Genomic DNA, 19,622 nt, shown 5'->3' on the forward strand with positions numbered 1-19,622 from the left:
TTTGACATGTCCCAGAAGAAAGACACCGTGCCCCTGCCCGAAGACCTGCGTGTGCTGCTCACCGTGATCCGCCAGAACGGCTTCGCCGCCGCGGCCGATGAGTTGGGCCTGTCACCGGCCTACGTCAGCAAACGCATCCAGATTCTCGAAACCACCCTCGGCACTCGTCTGCTGCACCGCACCAGTCGTCGTGTCTCGCTGACCGAGGACGGCGAACGGGTGCAGCGCTGGGCGTTGCGCATTCTCGATGACTTTCAGCAACTGCACGACGAGCTGTCCGACGCGCACGACAGCCCACGTGGGCGTTTGCACATCTGCAGCAGTTTCGGTTTCGGGCGCAATCACGTGGCACCCGCGGTGTCGTTGCTGGCGGAACGTTATCCGCACCTGGAAATTCGCCTCGACCTGTTCGACCGGGTGGTGGACATCATCAACGAAGGCTTTGACCTGGAGATCCGCGTTGGCGATGACATTCCCGGCCAGCACCTCGGCCGGCGTCTGGCCAGTAACCGGCGGGTGCTGTGCGCCGCCCCCGGTTATCTGCAACGTCGCGGCACACCGCAGACCCTGGATGAACTGCAACAGCACGATTGCCTGGTGATCAAGGAGCGCGACAACGCCTTCGGCATCTGGAATCTGGATCGCGATGGCGGGCAAGAGAGCGTGCGGGTCAGTGGGCCATTGTCGTCAAACAACGGCGAGATTGTCTTGCAATGGGCGCTGGACGGACGCGGGGTGTTACTGCGCTCACTGTGGGATGTGAAACCGCTGCTGGCGCAAGGGCGGCTGGTGCAGGTGCTGGAGGACTACAGCCAGAGCGCGAACGTCTGGGCGGTGTACCCGACGCGGCTGGCACATTCGGGAAAATTGCGCGCGTGCGTAGAGTTCTTGCAGGAACATTTCAAAGGGTTATCGCTGTAGCCCCGCCCCCCCTGTAGGAGTGAGCCTGCTCGCGATAGCGATGGTTCAGTCAGGACCGTTGTACCTGACACACCGCCATCGCAAGCAGGCTCACGCCTACACAGGGATATCAGGAAAGCCAAGGGTTGTTGGCCAGGTGCTGGCGTTCGAAATCTTTGATCTGTTCGCGGCGTTGCAAGGTGCTGCCGATGGCGTCCAGCCCCAGCAGCAGCGCGGTTTTGCGCAAAGTGTCGATCTGGAACCCGATTACGCTGCCATCCGCCAGGGCAATGTGTTGCGCCTCCAGATCAATGCTGATCCGCGCCGTTTCAGGCTGCCCGACAAGCGCTCCGATCCGCTGTACCTGCGCGCCGTCCAGGGTAATCAACAACACCCCGTTGCGCTGGCAGTTATCAAAAAAGATCCCGGCAAAACTGCTGCCGATCAGCGCGCGAATGCCCATTTGCTGCAAGCCCCACACCGCGTGTTCACGGCTGGAACCACAGCCGAAGTTAGGACCGACCACCAGAAAACTCGCACCCTGCCACGCAGGCTGGTTCAGCACGAATGCAGGATCGGGCGTGCCATCCGCCCGGAATCGCAGGTCGAAAAACAATCCGCGATCCAGCCCCTGACGGTCGATGCCTTTGAGAAACTGCTTGGGCATGATCACGTCGGTGTCGACGTTGGCCGCCAGCAATGGCGCGGCCTGGCCGCTGACGTGGGTGAAGGGTTGCAGGCTCATGGGCGTTCTCCAAAGTGGCGGATGTCGGTGAGACGACCGCGGATCGCGGCGGCGGCGACCATCGCCGGGCTCATCAGGTGGGTACGCGCACCGGCACCCTGGCGGCCTTCGAAATTGCGGTTGGTGCTGGAAGCACAGCGGTCGCCGGGGGCGAGCACGTCATCGTTCATCGCCAGGCACATCGAACAACCGGACTGACGCCATTCGAACCCGGCGTCGATAAAGATATGCGCCAGGCCTTCAGCTTCGGCCTGGGCACGCACCTCACTGGAGCCGGGCACGATCATCGCCCGCACATGCCCGGCCACTTGCTGACCACGCACAACACTGGCGGCATCGCGCAGGTCTTCGATCCGGGCGTTGGTGCACGAGCCAATGAAAGCGTGGCTGATGACGATATCGCTCAGCGCCATGCCCGGTTCCAGGCCCATATAGTTGAGGGCGCGGCGCATGTCCTGACGCAGGATCGGATCGCTGACGGTTTGCGGATCGGGCACTCGCGCGCCCATCGGGGCAACCTGGTCCGGACTGGTGCCCCAAGTGACCATCGGTTCCAGTTCACGGGCATCGAGGTGGATTTCCCGGTCAAACAGCGCCCCGGGATCACTGCGCAATTCGCGCCAAGTCTTCAGGCCTTGTTCCCACAGCTCACCTTGCGGCGCACGTGGTTTGCCTTTGAGATAAGCGAACACTTTCTCATCCGGGGCCATGAAAGCGCCGCGGGCGCCGGCCTCGACCGCCATGTTGCAGATGGTCATGCGGGCTTCGACGCTCAGGGCATCAATGGTCGCCCCGCAGAATTCGATGGCGTAACCGGTGGCCCCGGACGCGCCGATCCGGCCGATCAGCGCCATGATCAGGTCTTTCGACGTCAGGCCCGGCGCCAGTTCGCCATCGACGGTCACTCGCAGGCTTTTCAGGCGTTTATAGACCAGGGTCTGCGAGGCCAGCAGGTGCTCGATCTCGGAGGTGCCGATGCCGAAACCGAATGCACCCAGCGCGCCGTAGGTCGTGGTGTGGCTGTCGCCAGCGGCAATGACCATGCCCGGCAGGATGAAACCCTGCTCCGGGGCGATCACATGTTCGATCCCTTGGCGCTTGTCGAGGATGTCGAGCAGTTCGATCCCGAAGTCACGGCAGTTTTCCGCCAGATACGACACCTGCCGCGCCCCACCGGCATCGGGCATTGCGGCGACCCGCAGCGGCGCCGTCGGGTTGACGTGATCGACCACCGCCAGCGCCGTGCCCGGCCGCCAGACCGTGCGGCCGGCAGCCCGCAAACCGCTGAAGGCCTGCGGACTGGTGTATTCGTTGATCACCTGCCGGTCGATATAGAGCAGCACGTGGCCCTGATCGTCGAGGCGGCACACCGTGTGCGAGTCGATATGTTTGTCGTAGAGGGTTCTGGGGGTCATCAAAGCGCTCACTCAAGGAAACCGTGTGGTTTCCATCATAGGGAGCGGGGGCTGGCCATCAATCGGCGGACAGTGATGGCGCAGATCATGAATCGTGTTCAATCCCGGCCTCGAACGCCCCCTGTGGGAGGGCATCGAGCGAACTGCGAAACATTTACTTTCATATCCTTTATCGGGATTTGCCTTGCTCATCCGTCCTATAGAGATGCAGACCGTTCGCGTAGGCAAAAGCCACGACCGGTCTTTCGGGGAATGCCGTGCTGCGAAGCCCGTAGCCACGCGCCCTTTCACCGCTATCAAGACGCGCAATCATGTCGAAGAAATCCCGCTCCAAACTGTGGTTCCTGGTGCATAGCTGGCTGGCGTTACCGATCTGGTTTTTTGTGTTGATCGTCTGTGTCACCGGCACATTGGCGGTGGTCAGTCAGGAAATCGTCTGGCTGGCCAACCCGCAAATGCGCGCCAGCCCGCCGTCGGACGACGCCCCACGGCTCAGCTACGACGAGGTTCTGGCGGCGATCAAAACCGCCGAACCGCAAACCCTGGTGCAAAGCATCAGCCGGCCGGACGAGTCGCACTTTGCCCTGGACGTTGAAGTCAGCTACCCCGACGGGCGCTCGCTGACGGTCTACGTCAATCCGTACACCGGGGTGATCCAGGGCACCGCGCCCAGCTTCGATTTCAAAGCCTTCACCCGCGCCCTGCATGGCTGGTGGCTGGTGCCGTTCACCAACGGCTACAGCTGGGGCTGGTACCTGGTGTCATTCCTCGGCGTGCCGATGCTGGTGTCGTTGATCACCGGCCTGGTGGTCTACAAAAAATTCTGGAAAGGCTTCCTGCGCCCGACCCTGCGAGTGCGCCATGGCGCCCGGATCTTCTGGGGCGACTTCCATCGGTTGTGCGGCATCTGGTCGATCTGGTTCATCGCGGTGATCTCCATCACCGGCATCTGGTTCCTGATTCGCGCGATTCTGTTCGACAACCAGATTTCCATCTCCAGCGAGCCGATCATTCCGGCAATGTCCCGTGAGAGCGTGCCGATTTCCGCGGCCGGCACACCGCCACCACGGATCAGCCTGGACCGGGCCGTCGAAATCGCCCAGCAGAAGATTCCCGGGCTGGAAGCCAGTTTCGTCAGCCTGCCGGGCAATGCCTACAGCCACATGAGCGTCGGTGGACGCGGCTGGTATCCGCTGATGTTCCAGACCGCCACGCTCAACCCGTACAACGGCGACATGGCCGCTTCACGGTTGCTCTCCGATCGTTCCTCGCTGGAGTTCGTCACCGAGTCGATGCGCCCGCTGCACACCGGTGACTTCGGCGGTATCTGGATCAAGCTGATCTGGTTCTTCTTCGGCCTGCTGCTGAGCCTGATGGTACTCAGCGGCCTGCTGATCTGGACCAAGCGCACCGCCCTGGCCACGGCCAACGCGCTCAAGCGCGAGGACAAGAAAAACCGCATCAAGGCGCAACCGGTCATGAGCCGTGAACCTTCGGAGGCCAGCCTGTGAGCAAGTCCAAGGCGACCACGCCACCTTCGCCCCTGTCACGCTTGTGGCGCAAATGGCGTTTCCACATCAATGTCCTGCTGTTGTTGATCCCGCTGGGCTTCATGCCCAAGTACTTCGCCGACGCCTCGCTGTTTCGCGGCGACAGCGGTCTCGGGCAACGGGAAATCGGCGACATCCAGGTCGGTCCGTGGAGCCTGCGCCTGGCCGAACTGCGCAACGAAGCGCCGGTACTCACTGGCCCGGCCGGCTACATGAAGAACTTCAGCGCTGCGCTCTGCGACACCTGCATCGAGCAGGTCAAGGCCACCTACCTGCGCATCGGCAAGCCACGCAGCCTGCGCGCCGCCGGCACCATTTTCTTCGGCACCCCCTACCGCATGGGCACGCAAATGCCGATCCCGGAAAAGACCCGTCCCGACGCCGAACTGTGGATCACCATGGAAGGCTGGGACGGCAGCATGCATCAGGCCTCGATCCCATTGAGCCAGGCCTCCCCCGCCACGCTGGCCTGGCTGAACAAACAAGGAGCCAAACCATGACCCGCTCTCAACGCTCTCTGCGCCTGCGGTTGAGTGCCGCCCTGCTGGTGCTCGGCGCCGGTTTCAGTACCGGCGCCCTGGCGCATAACCCGATGTGCGAGTGCAAAGCCATCGACGCTGAGCAGATCAGATGCACCGGCGGTTTTTCCGACGGCAGCGGTGCGCCAGGGGTGACCCTCGATGTGATCGGTTATGACGAGACCATTCTGGTACCGGGCAAACTGGGTGCCGATTCGACCCTGACCTTCAAGAAGCCCGGTGGCGAATTCTACGTGCTGTTCGACGCGGGCCCCGGCCACGTGGTCGAGATCGACCAAGCCGATATCGAGGCCCCATGACGAAGCCAACCATACACATCGTGCGCCCGGCCGGCGCCGGGCATGAAACCCTCAATGTGCTGCTGTTGTGCCTGCTGATTCTGGCGATTGCCGGTTCGGTGGTGGCGTGGCGCGGGGTGGACCATGAGCCGGAGCCGGTCGCCAGCAACCAGCTGGACGCCCGCCGCGATCTCAGCGCCGCCGAGCAAGGCATCTATGCCGACCTGCGGGTGACGCTGGACGAAATTCGCCTGCTGCGCGAAGAACAGCACACCCTGCCGACTCCGCAAAATCTTGCCGATGAAGGATTCGCGCCGTTTGCCCAGGATGCCAGTTCGGTCAGTCGCGGCGGCCACGCCTGGCAATTGCTGGCGGACAGCGCCTATTTCGGCCATAGCCAGACGCCTGCCGTCGCCGGTTCGTTCGTGATGCTGCCCGGCGCCGACGCGCAGGCCGCGCCGGACATCTGGCTCAACCGTGACGTGGCCGTGCAAACCCCGAAACAGCTGGACGCCGCCGCCCTGTCCGCTGCCGGCTGGAAACAGATCGTCGCGCAATTCGATGCCGGGGTTACCCGCGAACATCGCCATTGATCCTTCGCCCGCATTCGAGAGAAGACCGTTTGCCCATGTCTATTTCATCCCCTCGCCGTCCGTTGTTGCGTCTGTTTCTGGCTGGCCTTTGCGTCTGCCTGCTGAGCCCGCTGGTCAGCGCCGATCCGGCCAAGCGCCTGCGCATCGGCATCACCCTGCACCCTTATTACAGCTACGTGGCGAACATCGTCGGCGACAAGGCCGACGTGGTGCCGCTGATTCCCGCCGGCTTCAACCCGCACGCCTACGAGCCCCGGGCCGAAGACATCAAACGCATCAGCGGACTGGACGTGATCGTGCTCAACGGGGTCGGCCATGACGACTTCGCCGACCGCATGATCGCCGCCAGTGAAACGCCGAACATCAAGACCATCGAAGCCAACGAAAACGTGCCGCTGCTGGCCGCCACCGGTACCGCCGCGCGCGGGGCCGGCAAAGTGGTGAATCCGCACACGTTCCTGTCGATCAGCGCGTCCATTGCCCAGGTCAACAACATCGCCCGCGAACTGGGCAAGCTCGACCCGGACAACGCCAAGACTTACACCCAGAACGCCCGCGCCTACGGTAAACGCCTGCGGCAGATGCGCGCCGACGCACTGGCCAAACTGACCCAGGCGCCGAACGCCGAACTGCGCGTGGCCACGGTGCACGCGGCTTACGACTACCTGCTGCGCGAGTTTGGTCTGGAAGTGACCGCCGTGGTCGAACCGGCTCACGGCATCGAGCCGAGTCCGAGCCAATTGAAAAAGACCATCGATCAACTGCGCGAACTCGACGTGAAAGTGATCTTCTCGGAGATGGACTTCCCGTCGACGTACGTCGAAACCATCCAGCGTGAGTCCGGCGTCAAGCTGTACCCGCTGTCGCACATTTCCTATGGCGAATACACCGCCGACAAATACGAAAAGGAAATGACCGGCAACCTCAACACCGTGGTGCGGGCGATTCAGGAGTCTGGCGCATGACTTCCAAAGAAAACCTGATCGCCGACAACACCGAAACCCCGGTGGGAACGAGCTTGCTCGCGAAGGCGCCGGACCTGCCGACATCATTGTTGAATGACACACCGCATTCGCGAGCAAGTCGAATCGTTGCACCGTCGCTCCCACAGGTTTCGGGGCCGACGCTGGAATTTGCGCAGGTCAGTCTGACGCTCGGCCGCACAACCATTCTCGACAACGTCAGCTTTCAGGTGCAGCCCGGCAGCGTGCACGCACTGGTTGGCCCCAACGGCGGCGGCAAGAGTTCGCTGATCAAGACCTTGCTCGGGCAGATGCCGCATCAGGGCCAGCTCAGCCTGCAATGGCCCGGCGCGCCCGGCACCATCGGTTACGTGCCACAAGCATTGGAGTTCGATCGCGGCTTGCCAATGACGGTCGACGATTTCATGGCCGCCATGTGCCAGCGTCGCCCGGCGTTTCTCGGTTTGAGCAAGCACTACGCCGGCGCCATCGGTGAAGCGCTGGAACGCGTCGGCATGCAGGACAAACGCAAACGCCGCATGGGCGCCTTGTCCGGCGGCGAACGGCAGCGCGTGCTTCTCGCCCAGGGTTTGATCCCGGCGCCGCAATTGCTGGTCCTCGATGAGCCGATGTCGGCCCTCGATGAAGCAGGGATTCAGGTGTTCGAACGCCTGCTCGCAGACTGGCGTGCCGCAGGCATTACCGTGTTGTGGATCGAGCATGACCTGGAAGCCGTTGGCCGTCTGGCCAATCGCGTCACCGGTCTCAACCGTCGCGTGCTGTTCGACGCCACGCCGCAACAGGCACTGACCCCGGAACGCCTGCTGACCTTGTTCTCGACCCATCCACGGAGTGGTGCCTGATGAGTTACGAAGCCTTCCGTTTGATGGTCCAGGGTTGGGCCTCGTCCGGTTATCTGCCGGAAGCATTGGCCTACGGTTTTGTCGTCAATGCGCTGCTTGCCGGGCTGTTGATCGGTCCGGTACTCGGCGGCCTGGGCACGCTGGTGGTGGTCAAGCGCTTTGCGTTTTTCTCTGAAGCGGTCGGCCACGCGGCGCTGACCGGCGTGGCCATCGGCATTCTGCTTGGCGAACCCTACACCGGGCCGTACGGCAGCCTGTTCGGTTACTGCCTGTTGTTCGGCATTCTGCTTAATTACCTGCGCAACCGCACGGGTCTGGCGCCGGACACCTTGATCGGCGTGTTCCTCTCGGTATCGCTGGCCCTGGGGGCGAGCCTGCTGCTGATTCTGGCGGGCAAGATCAACGTGCACATTCTGGAAAACGTGCTGTTCGGCTCGGTACTGACGGTCAATGGCAATGATCTGGCGGTGCTGGCCATCGTCGGTTCGCTGGTCATGGCCCTGGCGCTGCCGCTGTACAACCGCATCATGCTCGCCAGTTTCAACCCGCAACTGGCGGCGGTACGTGGCGTGGCCGTGAAGACCCTGGATTATCTGTTCGTGATTCTGGTGACGCTGATCACCGTCGCCGCAGTGAAAGTGATCGGTGCGATTCTGGTCGGCGCCCTGCTGGTGATTCCCGCCGCCGCTGCGCGGTTGCTCAGCCAGTCGCTGAAAGGCTTTTTCGGGTGCTCGGTAGTGATCGCCACGGTCAGCACCTTGTGCGGGATTCTGGCGCCGATCGTGTTCGATCTGCCGATTCCGTCCGGCGCCGCGATCATTCTGGTCGCCGGCATTGCCTTCGCCCTCGCCGCCATCGCGCGCGGGGTTGTCCCGAGTCTGAAAGGGAATCTTGGATAAATGATGTTTTCACTGAAACACCTGACCCTGGCCATCACGCTGTGCGGTGTGGTCGGCACACCGTTGCTGGCGGCCGAAAACGCCAAGCCCCTGCGCGTGCTGGCCTCGTTGCCGATCACTTACGGCTTGAGCGAAGTGCTGCTCAAAGGCACTGACGTCAACCTTGAACGTGCGGCACCGGCAAACCTGCCGGGCAGTCGTCAGACCGCGTACTTCACCGGTCGTGGTGCTCCGGCGCTGAGCAAACTGGCGACCGATGCCGATGCCGTGATCGGCGTGCGTTCGCTGTGGGCCGATGATCCGCTGTACCCGATCGCCCGGCGCAGCAATATCCGCATCGTTGAAGTCGACGCCGCGCGCCCGGTGGACGGCGCCCTGCCCGGCATTGCCGTGCAACCGGGCCTGAAGGTTGATGGCCTGAACAGTCAGCCCTGGCTGGCGAGCAATAACATGGGGCGCATGGCCGACGTGATGGCGGCGGACCTGGTGCGCCTGGCCCCTAGCGCCAAGCCTGCCATTGAGGCGAATCTGGCGGCATTGAAACAGCGTCTGCTGAAACTCAGTGCCGACAGTGAGGCGCGTCTGGCCAGCGCTGACAATCTGAGCGTGATGAGTTTGAGCGATCACTTTGGTTATCTGATCGGCAGCATGAACCTGGAACTGATCGGCCAGGATCCTCGACCGGATGCGGAGTGGACGGCAGAGGATCTGAAGAAACTCACGACAACGCTCAAGGACAACGATGTCGCGGTGGTACTGCATCATCGCCAGCCTTCGGAGCCAGTGAAAGCGGCGATTGCCGAATCGGGTAGTCGTCTGGTGGTGTTGAGCACCGATGCGGCGGATCCGGTGGCGGAGCTTGAGGGTAATGTGGATTTGCTGCTCAAAGGTCTGAGCGGGGCTTAGTTTCAGCCGAAACCGCGTTACCGTTCATCGCTACCCTGCTAGCGATAGGGCCTGCCCAGCCAACACAAATCCGGGGCATGAAAAAACCCGCTGACCGTCTCCGGTTCAGCGGGTTTCTTTTTGCCCGGCAGCTTATTGCGCGGCAACCTGCGCTTCCATTTTCTGCCGCAGGCTCAGTGGGCGCATATCGGTCCAGACCTCTTCGATGTAGGCCAGGCATTCCTTTTTCAGGCCGCTCTTGCCCACGGTGCGCCAGCCTTGCGGCACGGCTTTGTAGTCCGGCCAGATCGAATACTGCTCTTCGTGGTTGACCACGACCTGAAAGAGGATGTCCTCGCGGTCGAATACTGACGTCATGCTGGTTCTCCATCGTTGTAAGGTGGGCTGCACCACAGGTGCAGCCGGGTATGTAGAAAGAACGTGCGGCGCGGCAAAAAATTTACAGCGCAGCGGTGGCAGCGGCTAACGCGCGACCGAAGATCTCGGCGACGTGATCAATTTCGGTGGCAGTGATCACCAGCGGCGGCAGGAAACGCACCACCGCGCCGTGACGACCGCCCAGTTCGAGGATCAGGCCGCGCTTGAGGCACTCGCGCTGCACCAGCGGCGCCAGGCGAGCGAAGGCCGGTGGATGACCGAGCGCGTCCACCGGGCCACTCGGATCGACCAGTTCAACCCCGAGCATCAGGCCCCGCCCACGGATATCGCCCAGTTGCGGGAAGTCACGCTGCAGAATGCGCAGATGCTCGCTGAGACGTGCGCCCATGGCTTCGGCGTGCTCGCACACCTTGTGTTCGACCAGATAACGCATCACCGCAGAACCGGCGGCCATCGCCATCTGGTTGCCACGGAACGTGCCGGCGTGGGCGCCCGGCTGCCAGGTATCGAGCCAGTCGCGGTAGACCACCACCGCCAGCGGCAGGCTGCCACCGATGGCTTTGGACAGCACCACTACGTCTGGGGTGATGCCGGCATGTTCAAAGGCGAACATCTTGCCGGTGCGAGCAAACCCGCTCTGGATCTCGTCGACGATCAACGCCACGCCGGCCTTCTCGGTGATACGGCGCAAACCGCGCAGCCACTCAATGTCCGCCGGAATCACACCGCCCTCGCCCTGCACCGCTTCGACAATCACCGCCGCCGGCAACTGCACGCCGGCCTCCGGATCGTTGAGCAGGTTTTCCAGATAGCTCAGGTTGGCGTTGACACCAGCCGCGCCACCGAGGCCGAACGGGCAGCGGTAGTCGTAAGGGAACGGCATGAATTGCACGCCGTTACTGAGCAAGGCGCCCAACGGTTTTTTCGGCCCCAGGCTGCCCATCAGGCTCAACGCTCCCTGGCTCATGCCGTGGTAACCGCCAGAGAACGACAGCACGGTGCTGCGCCCGGTCGCGGTGCGCACCAGTTTCAGCGCGGCTTCCACGGCATCGGTGCCGGTCGGGCCGCAGAACTGGATTTTCGCCTGCGCTGCCAGCGCCGGCGGCAGCAGACCGAACAAATCCTGCACGAACTGATCCTTGACCGGCGTGGTCAGGTCGAGGGTGTGCAGCGGCAACTCATCGGCCAGCACTTGCTGGATCGCCTCGATCACCACCGGGTGGTTATGCCCCAGTGCCAACGTGCCGGCACCGGCCAGGCAGTCAATGAAGCTGCGTCCTTCGACATCTTCGACGTACAGGCCCTTGGCACGCTTGAGCGCCAGGGGAATGCGCCGTGGATAACTGCGCGCATTGGATTCCTGCTGGCTTTGGCGAGCGAGCAACGGTGATTCATGGAACTGGTACAACGTTTCGGCCGGCACCGAGGCGACCCGGGCCGATGAATGTTCGATAAGGCTGGTGGCGACTGACATCTCTCGACCCCTCAATACGCTATGGATAGTGACCAAAACAGCACACTGGACAGGTGCGCGTTCCGGTCGCGGAGCGCACATGCAGGTTTTCCTGTTCTGGAAACGCTTAAGCGTCCCGAGGATTTAGGCACTTGATCGTTTGTCAGGCGCAGGCGGGAAACGACCGGACCATGGGCAGAGTCTGCAAACCTTCATGGGTCAAGGGCGGCGCCGCTTGGCGATAGCCCAGGTGTCGATAGAACGCCTCGCCGGTACGGGTGCTATTGAGACTGACCCGCTGCACCCCGCGCAGGCGCAACCAGCCTTGAAGATCATCCATCAGCGCCCGCCCGACGCCACGGCGGAAGCACTCCGGCTGCACGTAGCACAGGGTGATATCGCCACTGGCCAGGGCCATGCCGACTCCCACCGGTTTGTCCTGCAACAGGGCGAGGTTGAGGTAGAAACGTGCATCGGCGAGCCACGTACAGAGGTGTCCGGCGGACTGCTGGCGGACCCAGGCATCGACTTGCCGGGGATTGTTGCGGTGGTCGAGTGCACAACCGATGCGGATCGAACGCTCGATGATGCGGCTGATAATGCCGGTGTCGGCCAGGGTGGCCGGACGAATACAGATGGGTGCTTCCATGGCGCGATCCCCTCAATCCATTGAGTCAAAGCTGCAGCGACCTTAACCCCGCAGCGGCCGGATGACTAATGGAGAGAAGTTACATTTGATGTGCCAATACACAGAGCTGACGGGGTGAACTCAGACGGCTTGCAACGGCATGGTCAACTCCACGCGCAAACCGTCCGGGCGGCTGTCGAAGTGCAGCGCACAGTCGCAACGCTGAACGATTGCCTGAACGATCGCCAGACCGAGGCCGCAACCGGTGCTCTGACCATTGCGCCAGAAGCGCTGGGTCAAATGCTGCAAATCGTCCGGGGGGATGCCCGGGCCATGGTCGCGCACGACAAAGCGCACGCGGTTGCCGATGGTTTCCAGGCTCAGTTCGACTGCACAGTCCTGCGGCGTATGACGCAGGGCGTTGTCGAGCAGGTTGCGCAGCGCCGCAATCGACAGCACCGCCGGCATCTGCAGCGCAGCGGTCGACAGATCGGCCGGCAGTTTCAACTGGATCCGCAGGCGCTCACCGCCGGTGGCGTCGGCAATCGCCAGCCTGGCGACTTGCTCGGCGCTGCACTGCGAGCCGTCATCGAACGACAGACTGCCCTCGACCCGCGCCAGCAACAGCAATTGCTCAAGGGTGCGGTGCAGGCGGTCGGCGCCCTCCTCGGCCCGCGCCAGCGACTGATCACGGGCGCTGCCCTCGGTCATGCGCGCCACTTGCAGGTGAGTCTTGATTGCGGTCAGCGGGCTGCGTAGTTCGTGGGCGGCGTCACCGGTGAGGCGGCGTTCACGCTCGATGGTTTTGCCAATGCGCTGGAACAGTTGATTCTGGGTGTCGAGCAACGGTTTCAATTCACTGGGAAACGATTGCAATTGCAGCGGTTCAAGCGAATCGGCATTACGCCGCATCAAGGCTTCGCGCAGTCGGTTGAGCGGCGCCAGGCCCTGTCTGATCCCCAGCCACAGCAGGCACAGACAACCGAGCAATGCCACACCCACCGGCACCGAAGCGGCCAGCAGAATCGACATGTTCAACGCTTCGCGTTCGATTTGCCGATCGGCTGTGGTGATGCGGACATCGCCTCGGGCAAGGGTAAAGCTGCGCCACGGCGCACCGTCGATCATCTGATCGTGAAAGCCCATTTTCTCGGCTTCCAGAGCCTGCTCGGGACTGCTGTGACTGCGGGCGAGAATTTCCCCGCGCAACGAACTGACCTGGCACGCCATACCGCCGGGAATGTTCAACTGTTCGGCACTGAAATGCGTGCCCTCGCCCTTGCTCGGCAAGGCCGGCAATTGCTCCAGCAGCCCGGCGACCATGCGTGCGGAGGCCACCAGCCGCTGATCGAGGGAAAACATCATCTGATTGCGCAGATCGCTGAGCATCCAGGCCGCCGCCAGCGCCCAGATCAGCGCAAACGCGGCGCCGAGGGTCAGGCTCAGGCGCAGTCGCAGACTCATCACTTGCCTTGATCTCCACCGTCGGCCGGGCCCAGGCGATAGCCGAGGCCGCGCACCGTTTCGACGATGCCCTTGCCGAGTTTGCTGCGCAGGTGATGGATATGCACGTTCAGCGCATTGCTCTCCAGTTCATCGTTGAAGCCGTAGACGCTGTCCTTCAACTGCTCGGTGGACAGCACCCGGCCACGGTTGTGCAGCAACGCTTGAAGCAGCGATTGCTCGCGCCGCGACAAGTCCACCGGTTGCCCGGCCAGAGTGGTCTCGCGACTGCTCGGGTCGTAGGTCAGCGCACCGTGTTCGATCAGGTTGACACTGCGCCCGGCCACCCGCCGCAGCAGGGTTTGCAGGCGCGCGAACAGTTCGCGCAGATCGAATGGCTTGAGCAGGTAATCGTCGGCCCCCGCCTGCAAACCGTCGACCCGGTCAGTGACCGAGTCGCGCGCGGTCAGAATCAGCACCGGAATCTCCAGGCCACTCTGACGCAGTTGTTGCAATAACTTGAGGCCATCTTCGTCGGGCAGGCCGAGATCGAGCACCATCACGTCAAATTCGGCGACCTTGAGCATCGCCCGCGCCTTGGACGCGGTGTTGACGTGTTCGACCGTCAGGCCCTGAGCGGTCAGACCGGCAACGATCCCGCTGGCGATCAACTCGTCGTCTTCGCAAACCAATACGTGCATGGGCGCTCCATGAATAAAAAGGCGAGTCAAACAGGCGAGGATTAAGTGGCAATTATGGCCGCCGCGTCGGCTGACGGAAAGCGCGCCGCACGGTAACCCGCTCGCTGTGTGACCTGGAATTCGACCAGGTCAGACTTGCCATCGGTTTGATTACCAACACTGAAACAGTTTGCGCCTGTCTATCCGTTTGGTGCTGGTTTAGCCTGCGGTCGAAACTGACTGCTACTACAACCCTTAAACGGATTTAAGAACAATGCCTCATTTAAAAAATGTCGTCGCCGTGGATTGGCGCTCGGGGCCTGACCGGATCTACTTTTTTTTCAAGGACTCCAATACCTATTCACGCTTCAACATCGGCACCAACCGGGTGCCCGCCGAATATCCCGCCGAAGTCAACGCCGATAACTGGGGCGAATTTCATCGACACGTACGCAATCTGCGTTTTGGATTCACCACCACGGGAATCATTCCTGACGCACAAAGTGGCTTCGACGACGATGTCTTGTGGCTTTTTTATAGCGACAATGGCCGACCGATGGTGTGTAAATACGATCAGGACCTGGATAAGGTCCGCAGCATGGAGCCTCTGGAAAATACCGTCTGGGCACGACTTCGCCCTTACTTTGAGCGCATCGTTGCCGGTACCTGGTGGCAAATGACCGGTTCCAGTAGCCAGGTGTTCCGGTTTCTCATGAATGACGGCCATACCGTCGCAATCAACCTGTCCAACAGCGATATCCAGCACGAGAGCATCAACGCCGAATCCTGGCCGGGCCTTGAGCCTTACCGGGACAGGATCATCACGGCGGTGCAGAATGATCGTACGTTCGCGGCCAGTTACTTCTACATTTTCCTGAACAACAACCAATACATTTGCTACAACATGCAGCGCAATCGGGTGGAATACGGCCCTATCGATGTGGATGAAGACAGCTGGCCCGGTTTGCTCTGCGGCCTGCCTTGAACCGGGCGCCTCGGCCGGTTAATCATCGGTTAATCGCCACCGCCCATTGTGCACCTCACTTGCACAGGGACAAGGCTCCTCCATGCGTCATTTTTTTCTTTTGTTTGCTCTGCTGATGTCCAGCCTGGCCCAGGCTGGAAACAATCCATTTGATACAAAACCGGAGTTTCTGCCGGTCGACAAGGCTTTCGTGCTCACCTCCGAACGTCTGGAGTCTGGGGAAACCCAGTTGTTCTGGCAGATCACCGACGGCTATTACCTGTACCAGAAACGCCTGAAATTCGACGGTCTGGCGGCGGCGCAACAACCAGCGCTGCCTGAGGGCGAGTCCCACAGCGACGAGTTTTTCGGTGAACAACCGGTGTATCGCCAAGGCCTGGAAGTGAAAATCCCGGCGACGGCCAGCGGGCAGATCAAGGTCAGTTACCAGGGCTGTGCCGATGCCGGACTGTGTTATCCGCCGCAAACCCGGGTCATTGATCTGGGCGGCAAGGCATCCGCCACCACGGCGAGCGACGAAGCACCGGATCAAGCCCTGGCCAGCAGTCTGCAACAGCGGGCGCTGGGCTGGAGTCTGCTGGTGTTTTTCGGCCTTGGCCTGTTGCTGGCGTTTACCCCGTGCTCGTTGCCGATGTTGCCGATTCTGGCGGGCATGATCGTCGGCAGTGGCGCGACACCCCGTCGTGGTTTTGCGCTCGCCAGCAGTTACGTGATCTGCATGGCACTGGTGTACGCCGCCATGGGCGTGATTGCCGCGCTGCTGGGCGCCAACCTTCAGGCCTGGTTGCAGAACCCGTGGCTGCTGGGGGCGTTCGCTGCGGTATTTGTGGTGCTGGCACTGCCGATGTTCGGCTTCTTTGAACTGCAATTGCCGGTGGCGTTGCGCGATCGCCTCGAACACGCCTCGCGCAGCCGCAGCGGTGGCAGCCTGATCGGTGCCGGTGTGCTGGGCGCCTTGTCCGGTCTGCTGGTCGGCCCATGCATGACCGCACCACTGGCCGGAGCCCTGTTGTATATCGCCCAGAGCGGTAACGCGCTGCACGGCGGCTTGATTCTGTTTGCGCTGGGCATCGGCATCGGTGTGCCGTTGTTGTTGCTGGTGACCGTCGGCAATCGCTTCCTGCCCAAACCCGGCGCCTGGATGAATCTGCTCAAGGGCATCTTCGGTTTCCTGTTCCTCGCCACCGCGTTGCTGATGTTGCGCCCGGTACTGGATTCGTCGTTGTGGCTGGGCCTGTGCGGCGCGCTGCTGCTGATCGCCGCGTTCTGCGCCTGGAAGCAATCGGAAGGGTATGGCCGGGTCGCGCAGGTGTTCGGCGCCATCTCGTTGTTGTTGGGACTGTGGGGCAGCCTGCTGATGATCGGCGCGGCGGGCGGCGGCGACGATCCGTATCAACCCTTGCAGGTATACAGCGCCGGCCGTGTGGCCAGCGCGGCACCGAGCGGTCATGAAGCGTTCACCACGATCAAGGACCCCGCAGCACTGCAACGCGAACTGGATGCCGCCACGGCCCAGGGCCAGTGGGTGCTGCTCGATTATTACGCCGACTGGTGCGTGTCGTGCAAAGTCATGGAGAAGCAGGTGTTTGGCCAGGCCAAGGTGATGCAGGCGCTGAGCGACGTGCGTCTGCTCAGGCTGGATGTCACCGCTGACAATGCGGCCAGCCGCGAACTGCTTGGCCGTTACAAGGTTCCGGGCCCACCGAGTTTCGTCTGGATCGGCGCCGACGGTGAAGAGCGCCGCAGCCAGCGCATCACCGGCGAAGTCGATGCCGAGACGTTCCTGCAACGCTGGACCACCACCCGAGACGCTCATTAATGCTGACTTTCACCCTCGGCACCTTTGCCATCGCGCTGAACCATCTGCTGCTGATCAGTGCCTTGGCGCTGGCGACCTTTGTCGGCTGGCGGGTGGCCAAACGCGGTGGCGAGAACCCCGAGTCGGCGCTGTTCAGTCTGTTCCTGCTAGGCATGCTGGCGGCGCGTATCGCGTTCGTGGCGGTGTACTGGTCGCATTATCGCAATGACCCGTGGCAGATCGTCGACCTGCGCGATGGCGGCTTCCTCGCCTGGCCGGGGGTGATCGTGTTGCTGCTCGTTGCGCTGTATCGCGGCTGGCGGCGCCCGGGGTTGCGGCGCCCGCTGGGTTTTGGCGTGGCCAGTGGTGTGCTGTTCTGGCTGTTGGCGACCCTGTCACTGAACATTTACGAACAAGGCACCCGTCTGCCGGACATCGCCCTGCGTAACGCAGCCGGTGAAACCATCAAGCTCAGCGATTATCAGGGCGGTCCGCTGGTGATCAACCTGTGGGCGACCTGGTGTCCACCGTGCCGGCGCGAGATGCCGGTCCTGGAAAATGCTCAACTGCAACGGCCTGACCTGACCTTCCTGTTTGTCAATCAGGGCGAGAGCATGCAAAGCGTGGCGACATTTCTCGAAACCCAGGGCCTGAGCCTGACCAATGTGTTGTTCGACCGCAGCGGCCAAGTGGGCCAAGCCGTGGGCTCCATGGCATTGCCGACTACCCTGTTCTATAGCCCCGACGGTCGCCTGCTGAGCAGCCACCTGGGTGAGTTGTCCAATGCCAGTCTGGCTCGCGCACTGGAAAATTTCGATGCACCACACTCCCAATCGAACCCGGCCATTGCTCCGGCCACCTCTGCAAGGAAACTGCCATGCCCCGCCTCCGCCACCTGCTGACGCTGACAATGGGCGCTGCCCTGTTGCATTTGCCGTCGCTGCAGGCTGCTGAAGAACTGCCTGCCGCGATCAAGCAGATCGAGGCCAAAGGCGCAAAAATCGTCGGCCAGTTCGATGCGCCTGATGGTTTGCGTGGTTACGCGGCGCAATACCAGAACCGTGGCATGGCGCTCTACCTCACCCCGGATGGCAAGCACGTGCTGCTCGGCAACCTGTACGACGCCGACGGCAAAGACCTGAGCAGCGAACCGTTGCAGAAACTGGTGTATGCGCCGATGGCCAAGGAAGTCTGGGCCAAGTTCGAGGCTAGCAACTGGATTCAGGACGGCAACAAGGATGCACCGCGCACGGTGTACCTGTTCAGCGACCCGAACTGCCCGTACTGCAACATGTTCTGGGAACAGGCACGCCCTTGGGTCAAGGCCGGCAAAGTGCAGTTGCGGCACATCATGGTCGGGATCATTCGCGAAGACAGCCCGGGCAAGTCCGCCGCGCTGCTGGCAGCCAAGGATCCGGCCAAGGCGCTGGAGGATCACGAGAAGGCTGGCAAAGCCAGTTCGCTCAAGGCCTTGAAGGACATTCCGGCGGCGGTGCAGACCAAACTGGCGGCCAACATGCAGTTGATGGAGGACCTGGACTTGCAGGCGACCCCGGCGATTTTCTACATGGACGACAAGGGTGAGCTGCAACAACAGCAAGGGGCGCCTTCGCCGGACAAGCTGGCGAAGATTCTCGGCCCGAAATAGCTCCGGACCTTTCGAAACCTGGCGGCCCTTTCACGAGCAAGCCCGCTGCCACCCTGGACTGAAATCCTCTGTGGCAGCGGGCTTGCTCGCGAAGAACGTTTACGCGGTGTGGCGGTTGCGCTCGCTCAAGAAGCTGAACAGCACCTCGTTCACAAACGCCGGATTCTCCAGACTGGAGATATGCCCTGCCTCCGGCACCAACACCCACGGGCAACCAATCAACTCAGCCATTTCCTGCGTTTCCGCCGGTGGCCGTGGTTTGTCCTGATCGCCGCACAGCACCAGCGTGGCCTGCGCATTCAACTCGCCCAGGCGTGGCAACAGATCATCCCGACTGAAGGTGATACGCCCCATTGGCACGATGCTGTCGCGCAGACGGTCAGACGAATACGCCGCCAGTTTCGCGCGGAAATCCTGGTAAAGCGCCGACTGCGGATCAATGCCCGGACGGAAGAAGATCGGCACGACGATGTCGAGCAAGAGGTCAGAGATTTCGCCGGACTCTTCGATCTGCTTGAACAGCGAAAAATAGTACTGGCGGGTAGGCTCTGGCTCGACGCCGACGTAAGTGTCCATCAGCACCAGGCCGTTGACCCGTTGCGGCGCCGACAATGCCAGGCGTACGCCCCACATGCCTCCGACCGACAACCCGACCAGAGTGACCTGGTCGATCTCCAGGTGATCGAGCAACGCCTGCACCTGACGGGCGATGTCGTCCAGCGAAGTGGTGCCTTGCGGCAACGCGCCGGACTCACCGTGGCCCCAAAGATCCAGGGCGATCACCCGATAGTGCGGCGACAGTGCAGCAATCTGCGGCGCCCACATGGCGGTGTCCCACAGATAACTGCCCGCCAGCAACACGGCCGGGCCGGTGCCTTGATCAATGTAGTGCAGCGCTTGTCCGTCAACCGTGAAAAAAGCCATCGACCACCCCCGCGGTAGAAAAAGAGAACCGGCAG

Annotated in this window: 21 protein-coding genes; 13 read left to right on the forward strand and 8 right to left on the reverse strand. The window is 62.1% G+C overall.

Annotated features, from left to right (window positions below; genetic code table 11):
* Positions 1 to 6 precede the first annotated feature (6 nt).
* Positions 7 to 921: a LysR substrate-binding domain-containing protein gene (locus HV782_RS20035; RefSeq protein ID WP_185015805.1), complete on the forward strand. Its 915-nt coding sequence runs from the start codon at positions 7 to 9 to the stop codon at positions 919 to 921.
* A gap of 109 nt (positions 922 to 1,030) precedes the next feature.
* Here HV782_RS20035 and leuD read toward each other — a convergent pair whose 3' ends face one another.
* Entirely contained in the window at positions 1,031 to 1,645 is a 615-nt protein-coding gene (gene leuD, locus HV782_RS20040) for a 3-isopropylmalate dehydratase small subunit (RefSeq protein ID WP_186746376.1), read from the reverse strand.
* The gene (gene leuC / locus HV782_RS20045; protein ID WP_186746378.1) at positions 1,642 to 3,060 is read right to left on the reverse strand and encodes a 3-isopropylmalate dehydratase large subunit; all 1,419 of its coding nucleotides are present in this window, start codon (positions 3,058 to 3,060) and stop codon (positions 1,642 to 1,644) included. Before leuC ends, leuD begins: the two co-directional genes overlap by 4 nt.
* Before the next feature lie 311 nt (positions 3,061 to 3,371).
* On the opposite strand from leuC, the gene HV782_RS20050 reads away from it, so the two are divergent.
* The 8 genes from HV782_RS20050 to HV782_RS20085 are packed head-to-tail and all read left to right on the forward strand — an operon-like array spanning position 3,372 to position 9,650.
* Positions 3,372 to 4,571: a PepSY-associated TM helix domain-containing protein gene (locus HV782_RS20050; RefSeq protein WP_186746380.1), complete on the forward strand. Its 1,200-nt coding sequence runs from the start codon at positions 3,372 to 3,374 to the stop codon at positions 4,569 to 4,571.
* Positions 4,568 to 5,110: a PA2404 family protein gene (locus HV782_RS20055; protein ID WP_186746382.1), complete on the forward strand. Its 543-nt coding sequence runs from the start codon at positions 4,568 to 4,570 to the stop codon at positions 5,108 to 5,110. The genes HV782_RS20050 and HV782_RS20055 overlap by 4 nt, the downstream gene beginning before the upstream one ends.
* A complete protein-coding gene (locus HV782_RS20060) occupies positions 5,107 to 5,448 on the forward strand; it encodes a hypothetical protein (RefSeq protein ID WP_186746384.1) in 342 nt (113 codons plus the stop codon). The genes HV782_RS20055 and HV782_RS20060 overlap by 4 nt, the downstream gene beginning before the upstream one ends.
* A complete protein-coding gene (locus HV782_RS20065; RefSeq protein ID WP_186746386.1) occupies positions 5,445 to 6,020 on the forward strand; it encodes a DUF6162 family protein in 576 nt (191 codons plus the stop codon). Before HV782_RS20060 ends, HV782_RS20065 begins: the two co-directional genes overlap by 4 nt.
* 35 nt (positions 6,021 to 6,055) lie before the next feature.
* On the forward strand, positions 6,056 to 6,985 hold the full coding sequence (locus tag HV782_RS20070; protein ID WP_186746388.1) for a metal ABC transporter substrate-binding protein: 930 nt from the start codon (positions 6,056 to 6,058) through the stop codon (positions 6,983 to 6,985).
* The gene (locus tag HV782_RS20075; RefSeq protein WP_128616204.1) at positions 6,982 to 7,845 is read left to right on the forward strand and encodes a metal ABC transporter ATP-binding protein; all 864 of its coding nucleotides are present in this window, start codon (positions 6,982 to 6,984) and stop codon (positions 7,843 to 7,845) included. Before HV782_RS20070 ends, HV782_RS20075 begins: the two co-directional genes overlap by 4 nt.
* The gene (locus tag HV782_RS20080; RefSeq protein WP_123467302.1) at positions 7,845 to 8,744 is read left to right on the forward strand and encodes a metal ABC transporter permease; all 900 of its coding nucleotides are present in this window, start codon (positions 7,845 to 7,847) and stop codon (positions 8,742 to 8,744) included. The genes HV782_RS20075 and HV782_RS20080 overlap by 1 nt, the downstream gene beginning before the upstream one ends.
* Positions 8,745 to 9,650: a metal ABC transporter substrate-binding protein gene (locus HV782_RS20085; RefSeq protein WP_186746397.1), complete on the forward strand. Its 906-nt coding sequence runs from the start codon at positions 8,745 to 8,747 to the stop codon at positions 9,648 to 9,650.
* A gap of 132 nt (positions 9,651 to 9,782) precedes the next feature.
* Here the strand turns inward: HV782_RS20085 and HV782_RS20090 are convergent, their stop codons facing one another.
* From HV782_RS20090 to HV782_RS20110, 5 genes are all read right to left on the reverse strand, one after another.
* Positions 9,783 to 10,007 (reverse strand): MbtH family protein, encoded by a 225-nt coding sequence (locus HV782_RS20090; RefSeq protein WP_123466418.1) that lies wholly within the window; start codon positions 10,005 to 10,007, stop codon positions 9,783 to 9,785.
* An 82-nt stretch (positions 10,008 to 10,089) separates the two neighbouring features.
* Positions 10,090 to 11,502 carry an aspartate aminotransferase family protein gene (locus HV782_RS20095; protein ID WP_186746399.1) on the reverse strand — a complete coding sequence of 471 codons (1,413 nt, stop codon included), beginning with the start codon at positions 11,500 to 11,502 and terminating at the stop codon, positions 10,090 to 10,092.
* Positions 11,503 to 11,644: 142 nt separating this feature from the next.
* The gene (locus HV782_RS20100; protein WP_186746401.1) at positions 11,645 to 12,130 is read right to left on the reverse strand and encodes a GNAT family N-acetyltransferase; all 486 of its coding nucleotides are present in this window, start codon (positions 12,128 to 12,130) and stop codon (positions 11,645 to 11,647) included.
* A gap of 120 nt (positions 12,131 to 12,250) precedes the next feature.
* Positions 12,251 to 13,573, reverse strand: a complete 1,323-nt coding sequence (locus tag HV782_RS20105; protein ID WP_186746404.1) for an ATP-binding protein — start codon at positions 13,571 to 13,573, stop codon at positions 12,251 to 12,253.
* Positions 13,573 to 14,253: a response regulator gene (locus HV782_RS20110; RefSeq protein WP_007908710.1), complete on the reverse strand. Its 681-nt coding sequence runs from the start codon at positions 14,251 to 14,253 to the stop codon at positions 13,573 to 13,575. Before HV782_RS20110 ends, HV782_RS20105 begins: the two co-directional genes overlap by 1 nt.
* A 253-nt stretch (positions 14,254 to 14,506) precedes the next feature.
* Between HV782_RS20110 and HV782_RS20115 the strand changes: the two genes are divergently transcribed.
* The 4 genes from HV782_RS20115 to dsbG all read left to right on the forward strand — a co-directional run bounded on the left by HV782_RS20115 (position 14,507) and on the right by dsbG (position 18,663).
* Positions 14,507 to 15,217, forward strand: a complete 711-nt coding sequence (locus HV782_RS20115) for a hypothetical protein (RefSeq protein ID WP_186746406.1) — start codon at positions 14,507 to 14,509, stop codon at positions 15,215 to 15,217.
* An 82-nt stretch (positions 15,218 to 15,299) separates the two neighbouring features.
* Positions 15,300 to 17,036 carry a protein-disulfide reductase DsbD gene (gene dsbD / locus HV782_RS20120; protein ID WP_186746409.1) on the forward strand — a complete coding sequence of 579 codons (1,737 nt, stop codon included), beginning with the start codon at positions 15,300 to 15,302 and terminating at the stop codon, positions 17,034 to 17,036.
* On the forward strand, positions 17,036 to 17,917 hold the full coding sequence (locus HV782_RS20125) for a TlpA disulfide reductase family protein (RefSeq protein WP_186746411.1): 882 nt from the start codon (positions 17,036 to 17,038) through the stop codon (positions 17,915 to 17,917). The genes dsbD and HV782_RS20125 overlap by 1 nt, the downstream gene beginning before the upstream one ends.
* Positions 17,893 to 18,663 carry a thiol:disulfide interchange protein DsbG gene (gene dsbG, locus HV782_RS20130; RefSeq protein ID WP_123466433.1) on the forward strand — a complete coding sequence of 257 codons (771 nt, stop codon included), beginning with the start codon at positions 17,893 to 17,895 and terminating at the stop codon, positions 18,661 to 18,663. Before HV782_RS20125 ends, dsbG begins: the two co-directional genes overlap by 25 nt.
* Positions 18,664 to 18,762: 99 nt before the next feature.
* On the opposite strand, the gene HV782_RS20135 is transcribed toward dsbG, so the two are convergent.
* The gene (locus HV782_RS20135; protein WP_123466436.1) at positions 18,763 to 19,587 is read right to left on the reverse strand and encodes an alpha/beta fold hydrolase; all 825 of its coding nucleotides are present in this window, start codon (positions 19,585 to 19,587) and stop codon (positions 18,763 to 18,765) included.
* Positions 19,588 to 19,622 lie beyond the last annotated feature (35 nt).

It is taken from the genome of Pseudomonas monsensis, assembly GCF_014268495.2.
Taxonomy (GTDB): domain Bacteria; phylum Pseudomonadota; class Gammaproteobacteria; order Pseudomonadales; family Pseudomonadaceae; genus Aquipseudomonas; species Aquipseudomonas monsensis.